The organism is Shinella sp. 1A1, assembly GCF_055379515.1.
In genome coordinates, this window is the sequence record NZ_AP039671.1 from 908100 (window position 1) to 924445 (window position 16346).

At 63.4% G+C, this 16346-nt stretch carries 16 protein-coding genes, 1 tRNA gene and 1 pseudogene; 11 read left to right on the forward strand and 7 right to left on the reverse strand.

Going from position 1 to position 16346, the window contains the following annotated elements; all coding sequences use genetic code 11:
* Nucleotides 1-59: 59 nt before the first annotated feature.
* Both ACZ48C_RS04460 and ACZ48C_RS04465 read right to left on the reverse strand, forming a co-directional pair.
* Nucleotides 60-149: transfer RNA gene (locus ACZ48C_RS04460), tRNA-Ser, on the reverse strand.
* 377 nt (nt 150-526) lie between these two features.
* Nucleotides 527-689, reverse strand: a pseudogene (locus ACZ48C_RS04465) (porin); the annotation flags it as partial.
* A 671-nt stretch (nt 690-1360) separates the two neighbouring features.
* On the opposite strand from ACZ48C_RS04465, the gene ACZ48C_RS04470 reads away from it, so the two are divergent.
* Nucleotides 1361-2419: a porin gene (locus ACZ48C_RS04470; RefSeq protein WP_464782321.1), complete on the forward strand. Its 1059-nt coding sequence runs from the start codon at nt 1361-1363 to the stop codon at nt 2417-2419.
* 89 nt (nt 2420-2508) lie between these two features.
* Here the strand turns inward: ACZ48C_RS04470 and ACZ48C_RS04475 are convergent, their stop codons facing one another.
* Together ACZ48C_RS04475 and ACZ48C_RS04480 are read right to left on the reverse strand one after the other, a co-directional pair.
* Complete coding sequence (locus ACZ48C_RS04475; protein ID WP_464782322.1) at nt 2509-3387, reverse strand: alpha/beta fold hydrolase; 879 nt, start codon at nt 3385-3387, stop codon at nt 2509-2511.
* A 149-nt stretch (nt 3388-3536) separates the two neighbouring features.
* Nucleotides 3537-5606, reverse strand: a complete 2070-nt coding sequence (locus ACZ48C_RS04480; protein WP_464782323.1) for a lytic transglycosylase domain-containing protein — start codon at nt 5604-5606, stop codon at nt 3537-3539.
* Between the two features lie 321 nt (nt 5607-5927).
* Here ACZ48C_RS04480 and dapA point away from each other — a divergent pair, with 321 nt between their 5' ends.
* Nucleotides 5928-6812, forward strand: coding sequence for a 4-hydroxy-tetrahydrodipicolinate synthase (gene dapA, locus ACZ48C_RS04485; RefSeq protein WP_464782324.1), 885 nt, complete (start codon nt 5928-5930; stop codon nt 6810-6812).
* A gap of 1 nt (nt 6813) precedes the next feature.
* Entirely contained in the window at nt 6814-7293 is a 480-nt protein-coding gene (smpB, locus tag ACZ48C_RS04490) for an SsrA-binding protein SmpB (protein ID WP_119258846.1), read from the forward strand.
* Nucleotides 7294-7311: 18 nt separating this feature from the next.
* Here smpB and ACZ48C_RS04495 read toward each other — a convergent pair whose 3' ends face one another.
* The 3 genes from ACZ48C_RS04495 to ACZ48C_RS04505 form a co-directional block, all read right to left on the reverse strand.
* A complete protein-coding gene (locus tag ACZ48C_RS04495) occupies nt 7312-7776 on the reverse strand; it encodes a hypothetical protein (protein ID WP_464782325.1) in 465 nt (154 codons plus the stop codon).
* 183 nt (nt 7777-7959) lie between these two features.
* On the reverse strand, nt 7960-8493 hold the full coding sequence (locus tag ACZ48C_RS04500; RefSeq protein WP_464782326.1) for a GNAT family N-acetyltransferase: 534 nt from the start codon (nt 8491-8493) through the stop codon (nt 7960-7962).
* A gap of 49 nt (nt 8494-8542) precedes the next feature.
* A complete protein-coding gene (locus tag ACZ48C_RS04505) occupies nt 8543-9118 on the reverse strand; it encodes a LabA-like NYN domain-containing protein (RefSeq protein WP_119258924.1) in 576 nt (191 codons plus the stop codon).
* Between the two features lie 408 nt (nt 9119-9526).
* Here ACZ48C_RS04505 and rpoZ point away from each other — a divergent pair, with 408 nt between their 5' ends.
* The 8 genes from rpoZ to era all read left to right on the forward strand — a co-directional run bounded on the left by rpoZ (nt 9527) and on the right by era (nt 16247).
* Nucleotides 9527-9928: a DNA-directed RNA polymerase subunit omega gene (rpoZ, locus tag ACZ48C_RS04510; RefSeq protein WP_119258843.1), complete on the forward strand. Its 402-nt coding sequence runs from the start codon at nt 9527-9529 to the stop codon at nt 9926-9928.
* A 108-nt stretch (nt 9929-10036) separates the two neighbouring features.
* Complete coding sequence (locus tag ACZ48C_RS04515) at nt 10037-12265, forward strand: RelA/SpoT family protein (protein ID WP_119258842.1); 2229 nt, start codon at nt 10037-10039, stop codon at nt 12263-12265.
* Between the two features lie 168 nt (nt 12266-12433).
* A complete protein-coding gene (locus tag ACZ48C_RS04520) occupies nt 12434-12586 on the forward strand; it encodes a DUF3563 family protein (protein ID WP_119258841.1) in 153 nt (50 codons plus the stop codon).
* A gap of 111 nt (nt 12587-12697) precedes the next feature.
* On the forward strand, nt 12698-13273 hold the full coding sequence (locus ACZ48C_RS04525; RefSeq protein ID WP_424546745.1) for a DUF2062 domain-containing protein: 576 nt from the start codon (nt 12698-12700) through the stop codon (nt 13271-13273).
* On the forward strand, nt 13270-13680 hold the full coding sequence (acpS, locus tag ACZ48C_RS04530; RefSeq protein ID WP_119258839.1) for a holo-ACP synthase: 411 nt from the start codon (nt 13270-13272) through the stop codon (nt 13678-13680). Before ACZ48C_RS04525 ends, acpS begins: the two co-directional genes overlap by 4 nt.
* A gap of 72 nt (nt 13681-13752) precedes the next feature.
* Nucleotides 13753-14523, forward strand: coding sequence for a signal peptidase I (gene lepB, locus ACZ48C_RS04535; protein WP_413251117.1), 771 nt, complete (start codon nt 13753-13755; stop codon nt 14521-14523).
* A complete protein-coding gene (gene rnc / locus ACZ48C_RS04540) occupies nt 14520-15233 on the forward strand; it encodes a ribonuclease III (RefSeq protein WP_119258838.1) in 714 nt (237 codons plus the stop codon). The genes lepB and rnc overlap by 4 nt, the downstream gene beginning before the upstream one ends.
* Nucleotides 15234-15302: 69 nt before the next feature.
* Nucleotides 15303-16247, forward strand: a complete 945-nt coding sequence (gene era, locus ACZ48C_RS04545; protein ID WP_464782327.1) for a GTPase Era — start codon at nt 15303-15305, stop codon at nt 16245-16247.
* Nucleotides 16248-16346 lie beyond the last annotated feature (99 nt).

The following is a 16346-nucleotide window of genomic DNA, read 5'->3' on the forward strand; positions in this document are numbered from 1 at the left end:
GCGCGAGCAAGCGACTGCGGACGCCTGGAATATGAAATAAAGGAAAGAGTAGGGGGAACTGGCGGAGAAGAAGGGATTCGAACCCTCGATACCGTTTCCGGTATACTCCCTTAGCAGGGGAGCGCCTTCGACCACTCGGCCACCTCTCCGCTCGCGGTTTCACTATGCGGCATGGACTGAGATTGCAAGGCTTTTTTCGGTTCTTGCGACAATATTCTGAATTTCAACAGCGGAGGCCGACCCGACGAAAAAGAGGGCGCAAGCTATTGTTTCTCGGCCTGTTTCCGCAAGCTTTCCGCAGTGCTTTTTTCCCATCCGTGCGCCGCCCGGGACGCTGACGCTGCGACTGGAAACGAAGCCGGCTTGAAAGCCGAAGATGCTCGCCGCAGCTTGTCATTTTATCTGATTCTCGTGGGTAGTCGGCATCGCCGGCGCCGAATGCAATCCGGCGCCGGCGGAGTAAATCCGGCCGTCAAGCCGTCTTCGTTCGAGCGGCGCGCTCGAGGATCGGCACGCAGATGTCGAGAACGTAACCGCCGATCTCGAGGCATGTTTCGGTGCCGAACGCGTCGCAGACGCGAAGGTATTCCATCGGCTCAGGCTCAGCAGCAACGATAGCGTCGGCGGCCTGTGCACCGGAAACCTCCGCGAACCGCAGCGGAGCCGATAAGAAGACTCGCGGTGTTCACTTCGCCCCCCAGTCAAAGAGCCCTGCGTGGGTTTTGGCGGAGCTGTAATCAAGGTGCCTATATATAGAGTGGGCGTGAGTGAGTGTATGTGCCTTGCGCTTGGCGGAAGGCCGACGTCATGATAGCCCGATGCGTCGCCGTCAACCGGAATAAGGACGCCATGGCCTCCATACCGATGCAACGCAACTCGGCCAATCGATGATTGCTGGCGCGCCGAGTCGGGCGAATCGAACAGGTAAATGACGACAGCGATTCTCTTCCGGTCCGCATGAAAAGGGCGGGGTCGGAGCTGAACCGCCGCGCTAAAAACGCTTCACCGCCACCTTGCGGGGCCGCATTTGCCCGCTTCTCGCCGGGTTTGTGGCATGCCATATGATAGTCGGGCGCCCGCTAAGTGCCCGCTTCATAAGGTGTTTTGTTAAGAATCCATAAACTTTTAGCGATCCTACCTGCCGTTTTGTGTCCTTTGCGCAACAGCGCGGGGCGAAGGCTGACGCAAACCCCCTCTCGTTTCAGTTTGGTGATTGCTTACGGAAACGCGTCTTGTATTTTCAGCTTCGGAAGCAGGGGCGGTTGATCGTCCGCTTCCTGAACTTGGGGATGGGGCAGGGAACGCTGTCCTTCAGCAAAAAACCCAGACCCGTTTGAAACTTTTTGACTGGAGGTCAGAAATGAACATCAAGAGCCTTCTCATCGGCTCCGCTGCGGCTCTCGCAGCAGTTTCCGGCGCACAGGCCGCCGACGCTATCGTTGCTGCCGAACCCGAGCCGATGGAATACGTTCGCGTCTGCGACGCGTTCGGCACCGGCTTCTTCTACATCCCGGGCACCGAAACCTGCCTCAAGATCGGCGGTTACGTTCGTTTCCAGACCGACTTCGGTCGTGGCGAATTCGGCCGTTCTGACTGGAACACCTGGACCCGTGGTCACCTGGCCGTTGAAGCCAAGTCCGACACGGAACTCGGCACGCTCACGAGCGTCATCACCGTTCAGGGTGAAGCTGGCAACTCTGCCTATGGCGACAACGGTCTGCTGGCTCCCGACTTCCGTGTTGACGCGGTCGGCAGCGGCTCTTCGAACCTCTATTTCGATGAAGCCTATATCGAACTCGGTGGCTTCCGTGCCGGTACCTTCCTGAACTGGTGGGATAACGACATGATCGGCGAAACCGAAACGGCGTCGAACGTCACCCGTTTCACCTCGGTTCGCTACGTCTATGACGGCGGTACCTTCCGCGCCGGTCTGGCCGTTGACGAAATTCCGGACTACTATGACTCGGTAGTCGGCACTGAAATCACGCACAACAATGTCGGCGTTTCCGGCATGGTTGCAGCGACCCTCGGTGGCGTGAACTTCGAACTGCTCGGCGCATACGACAACGCTGCTGAAGAAGGCGCAGTCCGCGCTTGGCTCTCGGCTGAAGTCGGTCCGGGCACCTTCGAACTGATGGGCCTCTATGCAAGCGGCCAGAACGCCTACTACGACGCCGCCAAGTGGAGCGTTGCTGCTGACTACTCGTTCAAGGCAACCGACAAGCTGTCGATCACGCCCGGCGCCCAGTACTTCGGCGACTACGAGCTCGTAAAGGGCAACGACGCATGGCGCGTTGGCCTGACGGTCGACTACCAGGTTGTCGAAAACCTCGCTGTCAAGGCAACGGTTAACTACACCGATCCGGACAACGGTGACGACGAAGTTAGCGGCTTCCTGCGTCTGCAGCGCAACTTCTAATCTGATTTCATAATCAGATGAATGACCCGCAGCCTCCCTGAGGCTGCGGGTTTTTCTATTCAGCCTGCTTTTTGGAAAAGGCTGCCTTCTTACGGCCGGTGATTCAGGAAAGCCTGTATCCGCGGAAACAGGCTGCGGTGATGAAGCAGTGGGGCATGACCCTGGCCTTCGGCGGTAGCCGTCTCCAGATTCGGGGCCTTCGCCTTCATGCGCGCCATGGTTTCCGTCGAGAACAGCCTCGAATGTTCTCCCCGCACCACGAACAGGGGCCGTTCCGCCAGAAGAGCGAATTGCGGCCATAGCGTCGGCAGAGGCTGGCTGAAATCCACGGCCTGCAACTGGTCGGCCAGCCGGGGATCGTGATCGGCGGCGATGCGGCCGTTCGTCTCTCTATAGATGGCGTGGGCCATATCGAGCCAATCCGCCCGGGAAAGGGCGGGGAAGGTGGGGCCGTGGATGCGTTTGAGCGCGTCGGCGGCGTCTTCGAAGGTGGCCGGGAAGGCGCGGTTCGCAAGATAGTCGCGAATTTCCTTCAGTCCCTCGGCCTCGATTGCCGGCCCTATGTCGTTGAGGACTGCGGCGTCGATGAGGTCCGGCTGTGTTGCCGCCATGACATGCAGGATGAGGCCACCGCGGGAGGTGCCGACGAAGATCGCGCGCGATATGCCGAGCGCGGCGCATGCGGCGATGACGTCGCGGCATTCGATAACGACATTATAGTTGGCGGCATCGTTATCCCAGGCGGAAAGTCCCCGGCCGCGATAGTCGAGCGCGACGACCCGACGGGGCAAGGTCGCGTCCTGCGAGAGAAGCGTGGCGAATGGGTGGAAATCCCGGGCGTTGCGGCTGAGTCCCGGCAGGCAGATGACGGGGAGGCGTCTTTCCCCTCCCGGCGCGGGCGGGTAGTCGCGAGCATGCAGTTGCAGCCCGTCCGGTGCGGAAAGGAAGTGGCTGGTATCGTTCGTCATGCACAGGCCTCCTGATCTGGAGGCAGACTAGAGCAATTTCGTGCGGCATGCGAAGCCGTTACGCCCGCCCTCGCATGAAAACAAAGAGATAGAGTATTCATGCGGCGAGGCAGAATTTTTGGCGTGCGCCATCGCAAGGCGCGGCCGCCTCAGCGCCCCACGCTTAAATCATGCACGATATCGGCCTTCTGGCCGAGGCGGGTTTTGTAGACCTGGTAATTCTCCATGACGCGCTGCACGTAGCCGCGGGTTTCGGAGAAGGGGATGCGCTCGATCCAGTCGACGACATCGTCGATCGGCTTGCCGCGCGGGTCGCCATAGCGGGCGATCCACTGCGGCACGCGGCGCGGGCCGGCATTGTAGGCGATGAAGGTGAGGACGTAGGAGCCGCCGAACTTGTCGATCTGCTCGCCGAGATAATGCGCGCCGAGCGTCGCATTATAGGCGGGGTCCGTCGTCAGCCGCTCCTTGGAATAGGCAAGGCCGTAGCGCTTGGCGACGCCTTCCGCCGTGCCGGGCATGAGCTGCAGCAGCCCTTGCGCATTGGCGGCGGAGACGGCGGCCGGGTTGAAGGCGCTTTCCTGCCGCGCGATGGCATAGGCGAGCGCCTTGCCGGAGCCGGCTATATTGGCGCCGTCGGGAATGACGCCGATGGGGAAGGCGAGCGCCGCCACATCGATGCCGCGGCCAAAGGCGATCTTGCCGATCTGCAGGGAAAGCTGGTGGTTGCCGTCCTTCTCGGCGTCGGCGGCGAGGAGGGCGAGCTCCCCGGGGCTCATCATCTCGCCCGCGAGCGCCCGGTAGAGGCTGTCGGCCCGCCAGCCATGGCCGGCGGCCTGAAGGCGGGCGATGGCCTGCACGGCCTCGCGCTGGCGGAAGCTTGTGCGCTCCTCCGCCGTCGGCGTCGGATAGGCGACATTCAGCGTCGTGCGGCCGAGCCGCGCGGCGGCAAGCTGGCCGTAGAAGGTGCCGGGAAAGTTCGCGGCCTTGGCGAAATAGTCCTTCGCATCGCCCGGCCCGCCCTTTTCCGCCGCGCGCCCGAGCCAGTACCAGGCGCGGGAGACGGAGATCGGCCTGTCGGAGACCTGCAGGATGCGCTGGAAGTGCTTTGCCGCGATCTTTGTCTCGCCGAGATCGCGCAGCGCATACCAGCCGGCATGGAATTCCGCCTCCACGATATCGGCCGGATCGTCCGCGCCGTGCCGGGCGGCGACGCGATAGGCATCGCGATAGTCGCCGAGATCGGCAAGCCCGCGGCTGACGATGCGCTGCTCGTTCCACCACGCGCCCGGATTGACGAGCCGTGCGGGTTCCTCCGGCATGGCGGAAAAGAGTTTCGCGGCCGCGCGGTAATCTTCCCGGTTCCGCAGGTAGCGGATGCGCAGATAGGTATAGGCCGGGTCCTTCTGCCAGCTCGCATCCACCGCCTTGATGAGGTCGCCGGCATTCCGGCTCTTGCGGATGACGGCCGCCCAGGCGCGGTAGAAGGATTGCGCCTTGCCGAGATCGCCGAAACGTTGCGCCTGGTCGGCGCGGTCGCGGTAAAGCAGCATCTCCATGCGGGCCTTGTGGTCCGCGACGGTAAGAAGCGTGCCGAATTCGCCGAGGATCTGGCTTTCGAGGTCCTTGGTGAGCGCCTCCTTCTGCCAGAAGGCGCGCAGGATTTCGGTCGCCCGGGCCGTCTCGCCGGAGGCGACGAGCGCGCGGGACAGCACGATGGCGCCTTCCGGCGTTTCCGGGCGGGTGGTACCGAAGGCGGCCAGCACGTCGGCGACCGGCGGGTTCTCGCGGGCGAGCGCCCGCTCGGAATGGCCGCGCAGCGCCTTCAGGCCCGGCCAGCCCTTGAGCTCGCGCTGGGCGCTGGCGATTTCAACGGAGGGAACGCCCCGCTGGCCGGAAACGACAATGGCCCAGGTGAGGATATGCCGGTCGAGGCTGCCGGAAGGAAGGCGGTCGCGCGCGGCGATGGCGGCGGCGGGATCGCGGTTGGAAAGCGCGTCGAGCCCGGCGCTGAGATCCGGATTGACCGGCTGCAGGGCCTCGGCGCGCGGAATGGCATTGGTGATCACCTCGGGGGAGGGCATCTGGGCGGCGAAGCCGAGCGGCTTGATCTCCGACACGGCGGAACTGTCCGCCTCGACAGGCGAGGAGTGGAGCGCAAGGGTAGCCGCTCCGGCAAGCAGCAAGGTGCAAAGGGCAAAACCGTTTCTCGAGATCATGCTACGTCCCGGATGCCTGGCAGGCGGCGCATGGACCCTCGCTTTCCGCCTGTTCTCCGACAAACATTAACCCTTCGTTGCCTTAACGAAACCTTAACCGCGCCTCTCACCAATCCGTGAAGGCTGCCGGTTCTCAGGCGACGGATGAAGCAGCGTAACTATTCGTGCGGGCATGCGGATTTCCGCCTTGATCGTACATGAAAACGCCCGTCACGCGCTTGCCGCATCCCTGTCACATGATTATTGTGCGACCGTTTTTAACCACGGAATACGGCCAAAGCATGTATGCCCTTGCGGCGGCTCTGGCCTCAGGAGTTCTCGATGTTCAAGGGATCCATTCCCGCTCTCGTCACCCCGTTCACGGCTGCCGGCGCCGTCGATGAAGACGCCTTTGCCGCGCATGTGGAATGGCAGATCGGCGAAGGCAGCCACGGCCTGGTGCCGGTCGGCACCACCGGCGAATCGCCGACGCTGTCGCATGACGAGCACAAACGGGTGGTGGAACTCTGCATCAAGGTTGCCGCCGGCCGCGTGCCCGTGATCGCCGGCGCCGGCTCCAACAACACCAAGGAAGCGATCGATCTCGCCCAGCACGCCGAAAAGGCGGGCGCGGACGCGATCCTCGTCGTCACGCCCTATTATAACAAGCCGACGCAGAAAGGCCTCTTCGCGCATTTCGCGGCCGTCGCCGAGGCCGTGAAGGTGCCGATCGTCATCTACAACATTCCGGGCCGTTCGGTGATCGACATGACGCCGGAAACGATGGGCGCGCTGCACAAGGCGCACCCCTCGATCATGGGCGTCAAGGATGCGACGGGCAAGATCGAGCGCGTTTCCGAGCAGCGCATCGCTTGCGGCAAGGAGTTCGTCCAGCTTTCGGGCGAGGATGCGACCGCGCTCGGCTTCAACGCCCATGGCGGCGTCGGCTGCATCTCGGTCACGGCCAATGTCGCCCCGCGGCTTTGTGCCGAGTTCCAGAAGGCGACGCTTGCCGGCGACTATGCCAAGGCGCTGGAATACCAGGACCGGCTGATGCCGCTGCACAAGGCGATCTTCATGGAGCCGGGCGTCTGCGGTGCGAAATACGGCCTCTCGCGCGTGCGCGGGATGAACCGCACCGTCCGCTCCCCGCTCGTCTCCTCGCTGGAGCCGGCCACGGAGGCGGCCATCGACGCGGCGCTGCGCCACGCCGGGCTGCTGAACTGATATGGCGACGAAAGCGCGTCCGACAACGATCAAGAAGATTGTCGCGGAGAACCGCAAGGCCCGCTACAACTACGAGATCGTCGATACCTACGAGGCTGGTCTCGTGCTGACCGGCACGGAGGTCAAGTCGCTGCGCGAAGGCAAGGCGAATATCGCCGAATCCTACGCCTCCGACGAGGGCGGCGAAATCTGGCTGATCAATTCCTACCTGCCGGAATACCTGCAGGCGAACCGCTTCAACCACGAGACGCGCCGGCGGCGCAAACTCCTCCTGTCGCGTCGCGAGATCCATCGCCTGCGCGTGGCGATCAACCGCGAGGGCATGACCCTCGTGCCGCTGAAGATCTATTTCAACGACAGCGGCCGGGCCAAGCTCGAACTCGCGCTCGCCAAGGGCAAGAAGCTGCACGACAAGCGCGAGACGGAGAAGGAACGCGACTGGAATCGCCAGAAGGGCCGCCTGCTGCGCGAACGCGGCTGATCCGGCCTTCGGTCTTCCTCAGAACTGGTTGTAGAGCTGGTTGATCACCGACTGGCGGGCGGCGAGCGCAAGCTGCTCGTTGCTCGCGGGCGCCGGCACGTCCGGCGAGGGCGCAGGATTGGCGCTCGGCGCGCGCGCGGTCAGGAACGACGACATCAGGGCGTCGAGATCCGTGCTTTCGATGGCGAGCCGTGCGCTCGGGTTGCGTTCCGCGGCAACGCGCGTGTCAGGCGTCGACTGCGTGGCGGAGACGGTGCTGACGGGCTGGGTCGCAAGCCCCGGCTGGCCGTTCGGCGCATAGAGGAAGGCGAGATCGCCGATCTCTTCCGCCGCATCGGAGGGAGCGGGAACCGTCGTCACCGGCTGCGGGCCGCTCAGTGCGGCCAAGGCTTCCGCTGCGGGGCGGCTTTCGGCGATGCGCGATGCGAGCGCGCTCGATGCGGCCCGGTAGCTGTTGCCCGAAAGCGATACTGCGTCCACCATTTTCCGGAAATCCTGATGCGAAGTGACTGTAGGATTTCGCAATATCAGCAGAGTCTTGCGGAACGTTAACGAGGGGCAGGGGCATTTGAATCAATGTTTAACGAACATTGAATATGGCGGATTTCCGGGTTTACGGAAGAGTATGAAAAGGGAGGGCCGCGTGCGATGGCCCGCTTTATCCGGCTAGCGGCCGCGCCATTCGCCGCGTGTCATCTCGTACCAGACATCGCCGTGCTCGCTGCCGGCAATCGGGTCGGGATAGTCGATATGGTCGGTGCGCGTGTATCTCATGCCCACCTTTTCCATCACGCGGCGCGATCCACGGTTCACCGCCATCGTGGTCGCCACGATCCTGTCATAGCCGCCGTCTTCGAAACCCCAGCCGACGAGGGCGAGGGCGCCTTCCGAGGCCAGTCCCTGTCCCCAGTCCTCCCGGCGCAGGCGATATCCGAGTTCGGCAAGGGCCTCGCCCTCCGGCCAGAGGCAGAACCATCCCACGAAGGCGCCGCTGGTCGTGCGCCGCGCCGTCCAGACATGAGGTTCCGTTCCCTCCGGCATGAGGAATGTCGCGCTCGGATCTGCCCGCGCCCGATCGACGGCGTGGCCGCCATTGAGGAAGCGCATGACCTCGGGGTCGCGTTCGAGGGCGATGAAATCGTCGCGGTCATCCGGGCGGCAGGGGCGGAGCGTCAGCCGCGTCGTCTGCAAGACAGCCATTCTCGTGCATCCCCTCCGCTGACGGCTTGAAGAGGCGGAGCCTGCCGCCTCAGTCCGCGGCGGTTTCCACCGGCTCGGCCGTGCGCTGCGGGCGCTCGGACGGGTCGCGGCCGATCTCGGCCTTCAGCGTGCCGAGGTCGATGAAATAGTCGGCCTGGCGGCGCAGGTCGTCGGCGATCATCGGCGGCTGGGTCTGCATGGTGGAGACGACGGAGACCTTGCGGCCTCTGCGCTGCAGCGCCTCGACGAGCGTGGTGAAGTCGCCGTCGCCGGAGAAGATGACGAGGTGGTCGACCGTCTCGGACTGTTCCATCGCGTCGATGGCCAGCTCGATATCCATGTTGCCCTTGATCTTGCGGCGGCCGAGCGAGTCGGTGAATTCCTTGGCCGGCTTGGTGACGACCTTGTAGCCATTATAGTCGAGCCAGTCGATCAGCGGGCGGATGGAGGAATATTCCTGGTCCTCGATGAGGGCGGTATAGTAATAGGCGCGCAGCAGGTAGCCGCGCTTCTGGAAGGCCTTCAGAAGCTTCCTGTAGTCTATGTCGAAGCCGAGTGTCCTGGACGCCGCATAGAGATTTGCACCGTCGATGAAGAGGGCGATTTTCTCGCGGGGGTCGAACATGTCGCGCAATCCTTTAAATAGAAGTTGAGGAAAAAGGTTGGGTTTCAGCCGGTTTCTGCTTGCCTGGTGCACATTCCGGTTGAATTACCTATTTTTCATATAATATTCATTTAGGGCAGCCGTCGCCGGTTTCCAAGCAAATCTAGGTTGCGCCGTTCAATTTTGTTTCCGGCATCGTTTCAGTAAATTCAATGACTTCCGAATTGGGGAATAGTTCCCGCGCTTTACCCCATTTGTCCGATATTTCGCCCTTCCGCCTCCCCTAGCGGGAGGCATCAATCAGAAGTTATATGGGCAACCTTACGACATGCCCCGCCGGGGGCGCGGGAAGGAAAAACTTGAATTTCCGGCCCGATCCCTGTATCGGGCATGCAAACTCCTGAAATTCTCGATCACAAAGGACAGGCAATGGCCCGTGTCACCGTTGAAGATTGCATTGACAAGGTAGACAACCGCTTCGAGCTGGTTCTTCTTGCAAGCCATCGCGCCCGCCTCATCTCGCAGGGCGCCGCCATCACCATCGACCGCGACAACGACAAGAACCCGGTCGTCGCGCTGCGCGAGATCGCCGACGAAACCCTTTCGCCCGACGACCTCAAGGAAGACCTGATCCACTCGCTGCAGAAGCATGTGGAAGTGGACGAGCCCGAGCCCGATCCGGCAAGCCTCATTGCCGACGATGCGACGACCGCCACCGTCGACGAGGATGAGGACCAGCCGGAAACCATCGCCTTCGACCGCATGTCGGAAGAAGAGCTTCTGGCCGGCATCGAAGGCCTCGTTCCGCCGGAAAAGAGCGACGATTACTGATTTCGGTAACTTACCGAAACCTTTGCTGTTGCGAATGCCGGTGCGCCCCTTTTAAGTTGGGGCGCACTTTTTTTTGCCCTGCGGGAGCGGGGAGAAAGCCGACCGAGGATGATGCGTCAATATGAACTCGTTGAGCGGGTTCAGAAATACAAGCCCGATGCCAACGAAGCCCTGCTGAACAAGGCCTATGTCTATGCCATGCAGAAGCATGGACAGCAGAAGCGGGCGAGCGGCGACCCCTATATCTCGCATCCCCTCGAAGTCGCCGCCATCCTGACGGATATGCGCCTCGACGAATCCACCATCGCGGTGGCCCTGCTGCACGATACGATCGAGGATACCAGCGCCACGCGCGCCGAGATCGACGAACTGTTCGGCGAGGATATCGGCGCGCTGGTCGAGGGCCTCACCAAGATCAAGAAACTCGACCTCGTTTCCAAGAAGGCCAAGCAGGCCGAGAACCTGCGCAAGCTGCTGCTCGCCATTTCCGACGACGTGCGCGTGCTCCTCGTCAAGCTTGCCGACCGCCTGCACAACATGCGCACGCTCGACCACATGTCGCCGGAAAAGCGCGCCCGCATCTCCGAAGAGACGATGGACATCTATGCGCCGCTGGCCGGCCGCATGGGCATGCAGGACATGCGCGAGGAGCTGGAGGACCTGTCCTTCCGCTACATCAACCCGGAGGCCTACGAGACCGTCAGCCGCAAGCTGGAGGAGCTTTCCCGGCGCAACGAGGGCCTGATCCGCAAGATCGAGGAGGAGCTGCGCGAGCTGCTGGTGACGAACGGCCTCGACGAGGCGCTGGTCAAGGGCCGGCAGAAGAAGCCCTATTCGGTCTTCCGCAAGATGCAGTCGAAGTCGCTGTCCTTCGAGCAGCTCTCCGACGTCTATGCCTTCCGCATCCTCGTCGGCGACATTCCCGCCTGCTATGCGGCGCTCGGCATCGTGCACACGCGCTGGCGCGTCGTGCCGGGCCGCTTCAAGGACTATATCTCGACGCCGAAGCAGAACGACTACCAGTCGATCCATACGACCATCGTCGGCCCGTCGCGCCAGCGCATCGAGCTGCAGATCCGCACCAAGCGCATGCACGAGATCGCCGAATACGGTATCGCCGCCCATTCGCTCTACAAGGACAAGGAAGCCGCCGGCGCGGACGAGGTGCGCTCGCCGCGCTCCAACGCCTATGCCATGCTGCGCCGAACCATCGAGGCGCTGGCCGAGGGCGATAATCCGGAAGAGTTCCTGGAGCACACCAAGCTGGAGCTCTTCCAGGACCAGGTCTTCACCTTCACGCCGAAGGGTCAACTTATCACGCTGCCGCGCGGCGCGACGCCCATCGACTTCGCCTATGCGGTGCACACCAATATCGGCGACACCTGCGTCGGCGCCAAGATCAACGGCCGCATCATGCCGCTCGTCACCCGCCTCAACAATGGCGACGAGGTCGAGATCATCCGCTCGGGCATCCAGGTGCCGCCGCCGGCCTGGGAGGAGATCGTCGTTACCGGCAAGGCGCGCGCGGCCATCCGACGCGCGACCCGCGCCGCCGTGCGCAAGCAATATTCCGGCCTCGGCTACCGCATTCTGGAGCGCACCTTCGAGCGCGCCGGAAAGCAGTTCTCCCGCGACGGGCTGAAGCCGGTGCTGCATCGCCTCGGCCAGAAGGAGGTGGAGGACGCCATCGCCTCCGTCGGGCGCGGCGAGCTTTCCTCGCTCGACGTGCTGCGCGCCGTCTTCCCGGATTACCAGGACGAGCGCGTGACGGTGAAGCCGAGCTCGGACGACGGCTGGTTCAACATGCGCAGTGCGGCCGGCATGGTCTTCAAGCTACCGGGCAAGAACAAGGCGGCGCTGGAGCGCGAGGAGGGCGAGGCCGGCCCCGATGCGCTGCCGATCCGCGGCCTTTCCGGCAATGCCGAGGTGCACTTCTCCGCCGGCGGCGCCGTGCCGGGCGACCGCATCGTCGGCATCATGGAGAAGGACAAGGGCATCACCATCTACCCGATCCAGTCGCCGGCGCTGCAGAAGTTCGACGACGAGCCGGAGCGCTGGATCGACGTGCGCTGGGACCTCGACGAGGCGAACAACACCCGCTTCATGGCGCGCATCATGATCAATGCGCTGAACGAGCCGGGCACGCTGGCCGAGGTCACGCAGACCATCGCCACCAGCGACATCAACATCCGCTCCATGTCGATGGCGCGCGTGGCGGCCGACTTCACCGAGGTGCATATCGATCTGGAGGTCTGGGACCTGCGCCAGCTCAACCAACTCATCGGCCAGTTGAAGGAACTGCAGTGCGTTTCGACGATCAATCGTGTCTTCGCGTGACGGTCCCATGCAAAAATGTGGCGACCTGCCTCGATTGAGGCAGGTTTGCCCAAGATTTGACCAGCCGTTATGCGCATTCCGCATGGCTGTATTGGGATAGTGTCGCTGGTGCGAAGGGGCGGGTAAACCTATCTTCTGCGTCGGGAGGTAACCGAACGAGGTTTACCAATGTTGAAGCAGATCAAGAATTTCACCCGCGCCCTGCGCATCCCGAATGCCGACGAGCGCGAGATGGCCTACCTGAACGCCGCCATCGACCGCATCGACCTGGAATACCGCCAGCGTCAGATCGACCGCGGCCTCTTCCGCAGGTCCTACTAAGGCTTCGGCTTGCCGTGTGGCGCAGATCGCTGCGCCACGGCGGCTGCCGCATCCGGCGCCATGACGGCGCCGCCATTGAAATGCCACCAACGGATCGGCTATGTCTGGGCGATGTTGTTCCGACGCCGAAAGAAGGCCTCCTGGCCCGAGCGATTGCGCGAATTCTTCTGGCCGCGCAAGGGGTTCTCGCGTCCCGCGCGCTACCTCGCCAAGCGCATCCTGCGCCTTTCCGCTTCGCCCCATGCGATTGCGGCGGGGGTCGCGGCCGGTACTTTCTCCGCTTTCACGCCGCTGCTCGGCTTCCATGTCATCCTGGCCCTTGCGCTCGCCTACCTGACGGCCGGCAATCTCGTCGCCGCGGCGCTCGCCACGACCATCGCCAATCCGCTGACCATCCCGCTCATCGCCCTTGCGACCTTCCGCGTCGGCGAGGTGCTGCTCGGCATCCGTTCGGGCGAGGCGATCAGCGCGGCCGACCTCTTCCACCGCATGGAACATCTGCAATTTTCCGAGCTCTGGCATCCTGTGCTTGAGCCGATGCTCGTCGGCGCGCTCGTCCTCGGCGGCGGCGCGGCTTTCCTCGCCTATGGCGCAACCCGCCTTGCGGCGCGTTCGGTGGCGGCGCGACGCCATGCCCGCCTCGTGAAGCGCGTGCCCGTCCTTTCCCATGGAGACACTCCCCTATGATCATCGGCATCGGCAGCGACCTCATCGACATCCGCCGGGTGGAGAAGTCGCTGGAGCGCTTCGGCGAACGCTTCACGGAGCGCTGCTTCACCGAGATCGAGCGGGCGAAGTCCGACGGCCGCCGCAACCGCGCGGCCTCCTACGCCAAGCGTTTCGCCGCCAAGGAGGCCTGTTCCAAGGCGCTCGGCACGGGGTTGGCGCAGGGCGTGTTCTGGAAGGACATGGGCGTCGTCAACCTGCCGGGCGGCAAGCCGACCATGCGGCTGACCGGCGGCGCGCTCGAAAAGCTGAAGCAGCTCCTGCCCGAGGGGCACGAGGCGCGCATCCACATCACCATTACCGACGATTTCCCGCTGGCACAGGCATTCGTGATCATCGAGGCGCTGCCGGCCGGAACGTCCGGCTAGCCGGTGTTTCGCCATGTGTCTTTTTGACCGACACGATTTCCAACAGGCAACCTTTCCTCTATAGAGGGCCCCATGTTTGCAAATAAGGACAAGTCCGGCGTGGCAGAGAAGACTGATAAGGCTGAGAGCGGCCTGTGGGAAAACGTCAAGGTCATCATCCAGGCGCTGCTGCTCGCCGTGGTGATCCGCACGGTGCTTTTCCAGCCCTTCACCATTCCTTCGGGCTCGATGATGCCGACGCTGCTCGTCGGCGACTATCTCTTCGTCAACAAGTTCTCCTACGGCTATTCGAAGTATTCGCTGCCGTTCTCGCCGAACCTGTTCTCGGGCCGCATCTTCGCCAGCGAGCCGAAGCGCGGCGACATCGTCGTCTTCCGCTTCCCGCCGAACCCCGACATCGACTATATCAAGCGCCTCGTCGGCCTGCCGGGCGACCATGTGCAGGTCAAGGACAGCGTCCTCTACGTCAACGGCCAGCCCGTGCCGCGCGAGCATAACGGCTTCTTCCGCGCCGACGACCAGTACGACACCGGCGAGGACGTGCCGGTCTTCCGCGAGACCATGGACAACGGCGTTTCCTACGACACGCTGGATACCCGTCCGGGCACCGTCGGCGACAACACGCGCGAGTTCATCGTGCCGGAAGGCCATTATTTCATGATGGGCGACAACCGCGACAACTCGGCCGACAGCCGCTTCGACGTCGGCTTCGTGCCGGCCGAGAACCTGATCGGCCGCGCAAGCCTCATCTTCTTCTCGCTGGGGCACGACACGTCGTTCAGCGAAGTCTGGAAGTGGCCGACCAACCTGCGCTGGGACCGCCTCTTCAAGGTCGTTGAATGAAGGGCGCCATACCGCTGAACGACGCGAACCGGAAAGCCCTCGAAGAGCTGATCGGCTACGTCTTCACCGACAAGGACCGTCTCGACCGGGCGATCACCCATGCCAGCGCCCGGCCCGGCAAGGGCAGCAACTACGAGCGGCTGGAATTCCTCGGCGACCGGGTCCTCGGGCTCTGCGTCGCCGAGATGCTGTTCCGCACCTTTCGAGAGGCGAAGGAGGGCGAGCTTTCCGTCCGCCTCAACCAGCTCGTCAGCGCCGAGAGCTGTGCGGCGGTCTCCGACGACCTCGCCCTTCACCGCTTCATCCGCACCGGCGCGGACGTCAAGAAGCTCACCGGAAAAGCCATGATGAACGTCAGGGCCGATGTGGTAGAGTCGCTGATCGCCGCGATCTATCTCGACGGCGGTCTGGAGGCGGCGCGCGGCTTCATCCTCGCCAACTGGGAGGGCAGGGCCGCCCGGGCGGAAGGTGCGCGGCGCGACGCCAAGACGGAATTGCAGGAATGGGCGCATGCCCGGTTCGGCGTGACGCCGAACTACCGGGTGGACGAGCGCTCCGGACCGGACCACGACCCGCGCTTCACCGTGACGGTGGAGATCAGGGGCGTGAAGCCGGAAACGGGCACTGACCGCTCGAAACGGGCCGCCGAGCAGGTGGCCGCGACGAAGATTCTGGAACGCGAAGGCGTCTGGCCCAAGGGCGGCGCCTGAGGCGATTCCGGCAGGAGCCGTAGGGCTTTGCGCCGGGAGTTGCCTGAAAACACAAGATTGACGGACACCATGACCGAAGAAAACCAGACCCCCGCCGAGACCGGAACGACCGGTGAGGGCGCGACCCGCTCGGGCTTCGTGGCGCTGATCGGCGCGACCAATGCCGGCAAGTCGACCCTCGTCAACCGCCTGGTTGGCGCGAAGGTGTCGATCGTCAGCCACAAGGTGCAGACGACGCGCGCCATCGTGCGCGGCATCGCGATCCACGACAACGCCCAGATCGTCTTCATGGACACGCCCGGTATCTTCAAGCCGCGCCGCCGGCTCGACCGCGCCATGGTCACGACCGCCTGGGGCGGCGCCAAGGATGCTGATTTCATCATGTTCCTGATCGACAGCGAGCGTGGCCTCAAGGGCGATGCCGAGACCATCTTGGAGGGCCTGAAGGAAGTTCGCCAGCCGAAGATCCTCGTCCTCAACAAGGTTGACCGGGTGAAGCCGGAGGACCTGCTGAAGCTGACGGCGGCGGTGAACGAGGTCGTCAAGTTCGAGCGCACCTTCATGATCTCGGCCCTCAACGGCTCGGGCTGCGAGGACGTGATGAACTATCTCGCCGCCGCGCTGCCGGAAGGCCCCTGGTACTATCCGGAAGACCAGATCTCCGACCTGCCCATGCGCCAGCTTGCCGCCGAGATCACCCGCGAAAAGCTGTTCCTGCGCCTGCATCAGGAGCTTCCCTATTCCTCGCATGTCGAGACGGAGAAGTGGGAAGAGCGCAAGGACGGCTCGGTGCGCATCGAGCAGGTCATCTATGTCGAGCGCGACAGCCAGAAGAAGATCGCGCTCGGCAAGAACGGCGAGGCGATCAAGGCGATCTCCATGGCCTCGCGCAAGGAGCTGTCGGACATCCTCGAACAGCCCGTGCACCTCTTCCTGTTCGTGAAGGTGCGCGAGAACTGGGGCGACGACCCGGCCCGTTTCCGCGAAATGGGCCTGGATTTCCCGACGTCCTGATCGGAGCGCATATTGCGGATTTGCCCTAACCTCTCCCCGCGAGCGGGGAGAGGGGCTTGCCCCACGAACGGGCAATGATTCGGGAAAAGGATGCGGCAT

What these genes read in the sequence shown, in the direction of transcription:
- ACZ48C_RS04505 (WP_119258924.1), bottom strand. Translation starts at nt 9,118, where the DNA reads ATGTTCGACCCCCGCGAGAAAATCGCCCTCTTCATCGACGGTGCAAAT.
- ACZ48C_RS04520 (WP_119258841.1), top strand. Translation starts at nt 12,434, where the DNA reads ATGTTGAAGCAGATCAAGAATTTCACCCGCGCCCTGCGCATCCCGAAT.
- smpB (WP_119258846.1), top strand. Translation starts at nt 6,814, where the DNA reads ATGGCGACGAAAGCGCGTCCGACAACGATCAAGAAGATTGTCGCGGAG.
- dapA (WP_464782324.1), top strand. Translation starts at nt 5,928, where the DNA reads ATGTTCAAGGGATCCATTCCCGCTCTCGTCACCCCGTTCACGGCTGCC.
- ACZ48C_RS04525 (WP_424546745.1), top strand. Translation starts at nt 12,698, where the DNA reads ATGTTGTTCCGACGCCGAAAGAAGGCCTCCTGGCCCGAGCGATTGCGC.
- ACZ48C_RS04500 (WP_464782326.1), bottom strand. Translation starts at nt 8,493, where the DNA reads ATGGCTGTCTTGCAGACGACGCGGCTGACGCTCCGCCCCTGCCGCCCG.
- era (WP_464782327.1), top strand. Translation starts at nt 15,303, where the DNA reads ATGACCGAAGAAAACCAGACCCCCGCCGAGACCGGAACGACCGGTGAG.
- lepB (WP_413251117.1), top strand. Translation starts at nt 13,753, where the DNA reads ATGTTTGCAAATAAGGACAAGTCCGGCGTGGCAGAGAAGACTGATAAG.
- ACZ48C_RS04480 (WP_464782323.1), bottom strand. Translation starts at nt 5,606, where the DNA reads ATGATCTCGAGAAACGGTTTTGCCCTTTGCACCTTGCTGCTTGCCGGA.
- ACZ48C_RS04470 (WP_464782321.1), top strand. Translation starts at nt 1,361, where the DNA reads ATGAACATCAAGAGCCTTCTCATCGGCTCCGCTGCGGCTCTCGCAGCA.
- acpS (WP_119258839.1), top strand. Translation starts at nt 13,270, where the DNA reads ATGATCATCGGCATCGGCAGCGACCTCATCGACATCCGCCGGGTGGAG.
- ACZ48C_RS04495 (WP_464782325.1), bottom strand. Translation starts at nt 7,776, where the DNA reads ATGGTGGACGCAGTATCGCTTTCGGGCAACAGCTACCGGGCCGCATCG.
- ACZ48C_RS04515 (WP_119258842.1), top strand. Translation starts at nt 10,037, where the DNA reads ATGATGCGTCAATATGAACTCGTTGAGCGGGTTCAGAAATACAAGCCC.
- ACZ48C_RS04475 (WP_464782322.1), bottom strand. Translation starts at nt 3,387, where the DNA reads ATGACGAACGATACCAGCCACTTCCTTTCCGCACCGGACGGGCTGCAA.
- rpoZ (WP_119258843.1), top strand. Translation starts at nt 9,527, where the DNA reads ATGGCCCGTGTCACCGTTGAAGATTGCATTGACAAGGTAGACAACCGC.
- rnc (WP_119258838.1), top strand. Translation starts at nt 14,520, where the DNA reads ATGAAGGGCGCCATACCGCTGAACGACGCGAACCGGAAAGCCCTCGAA.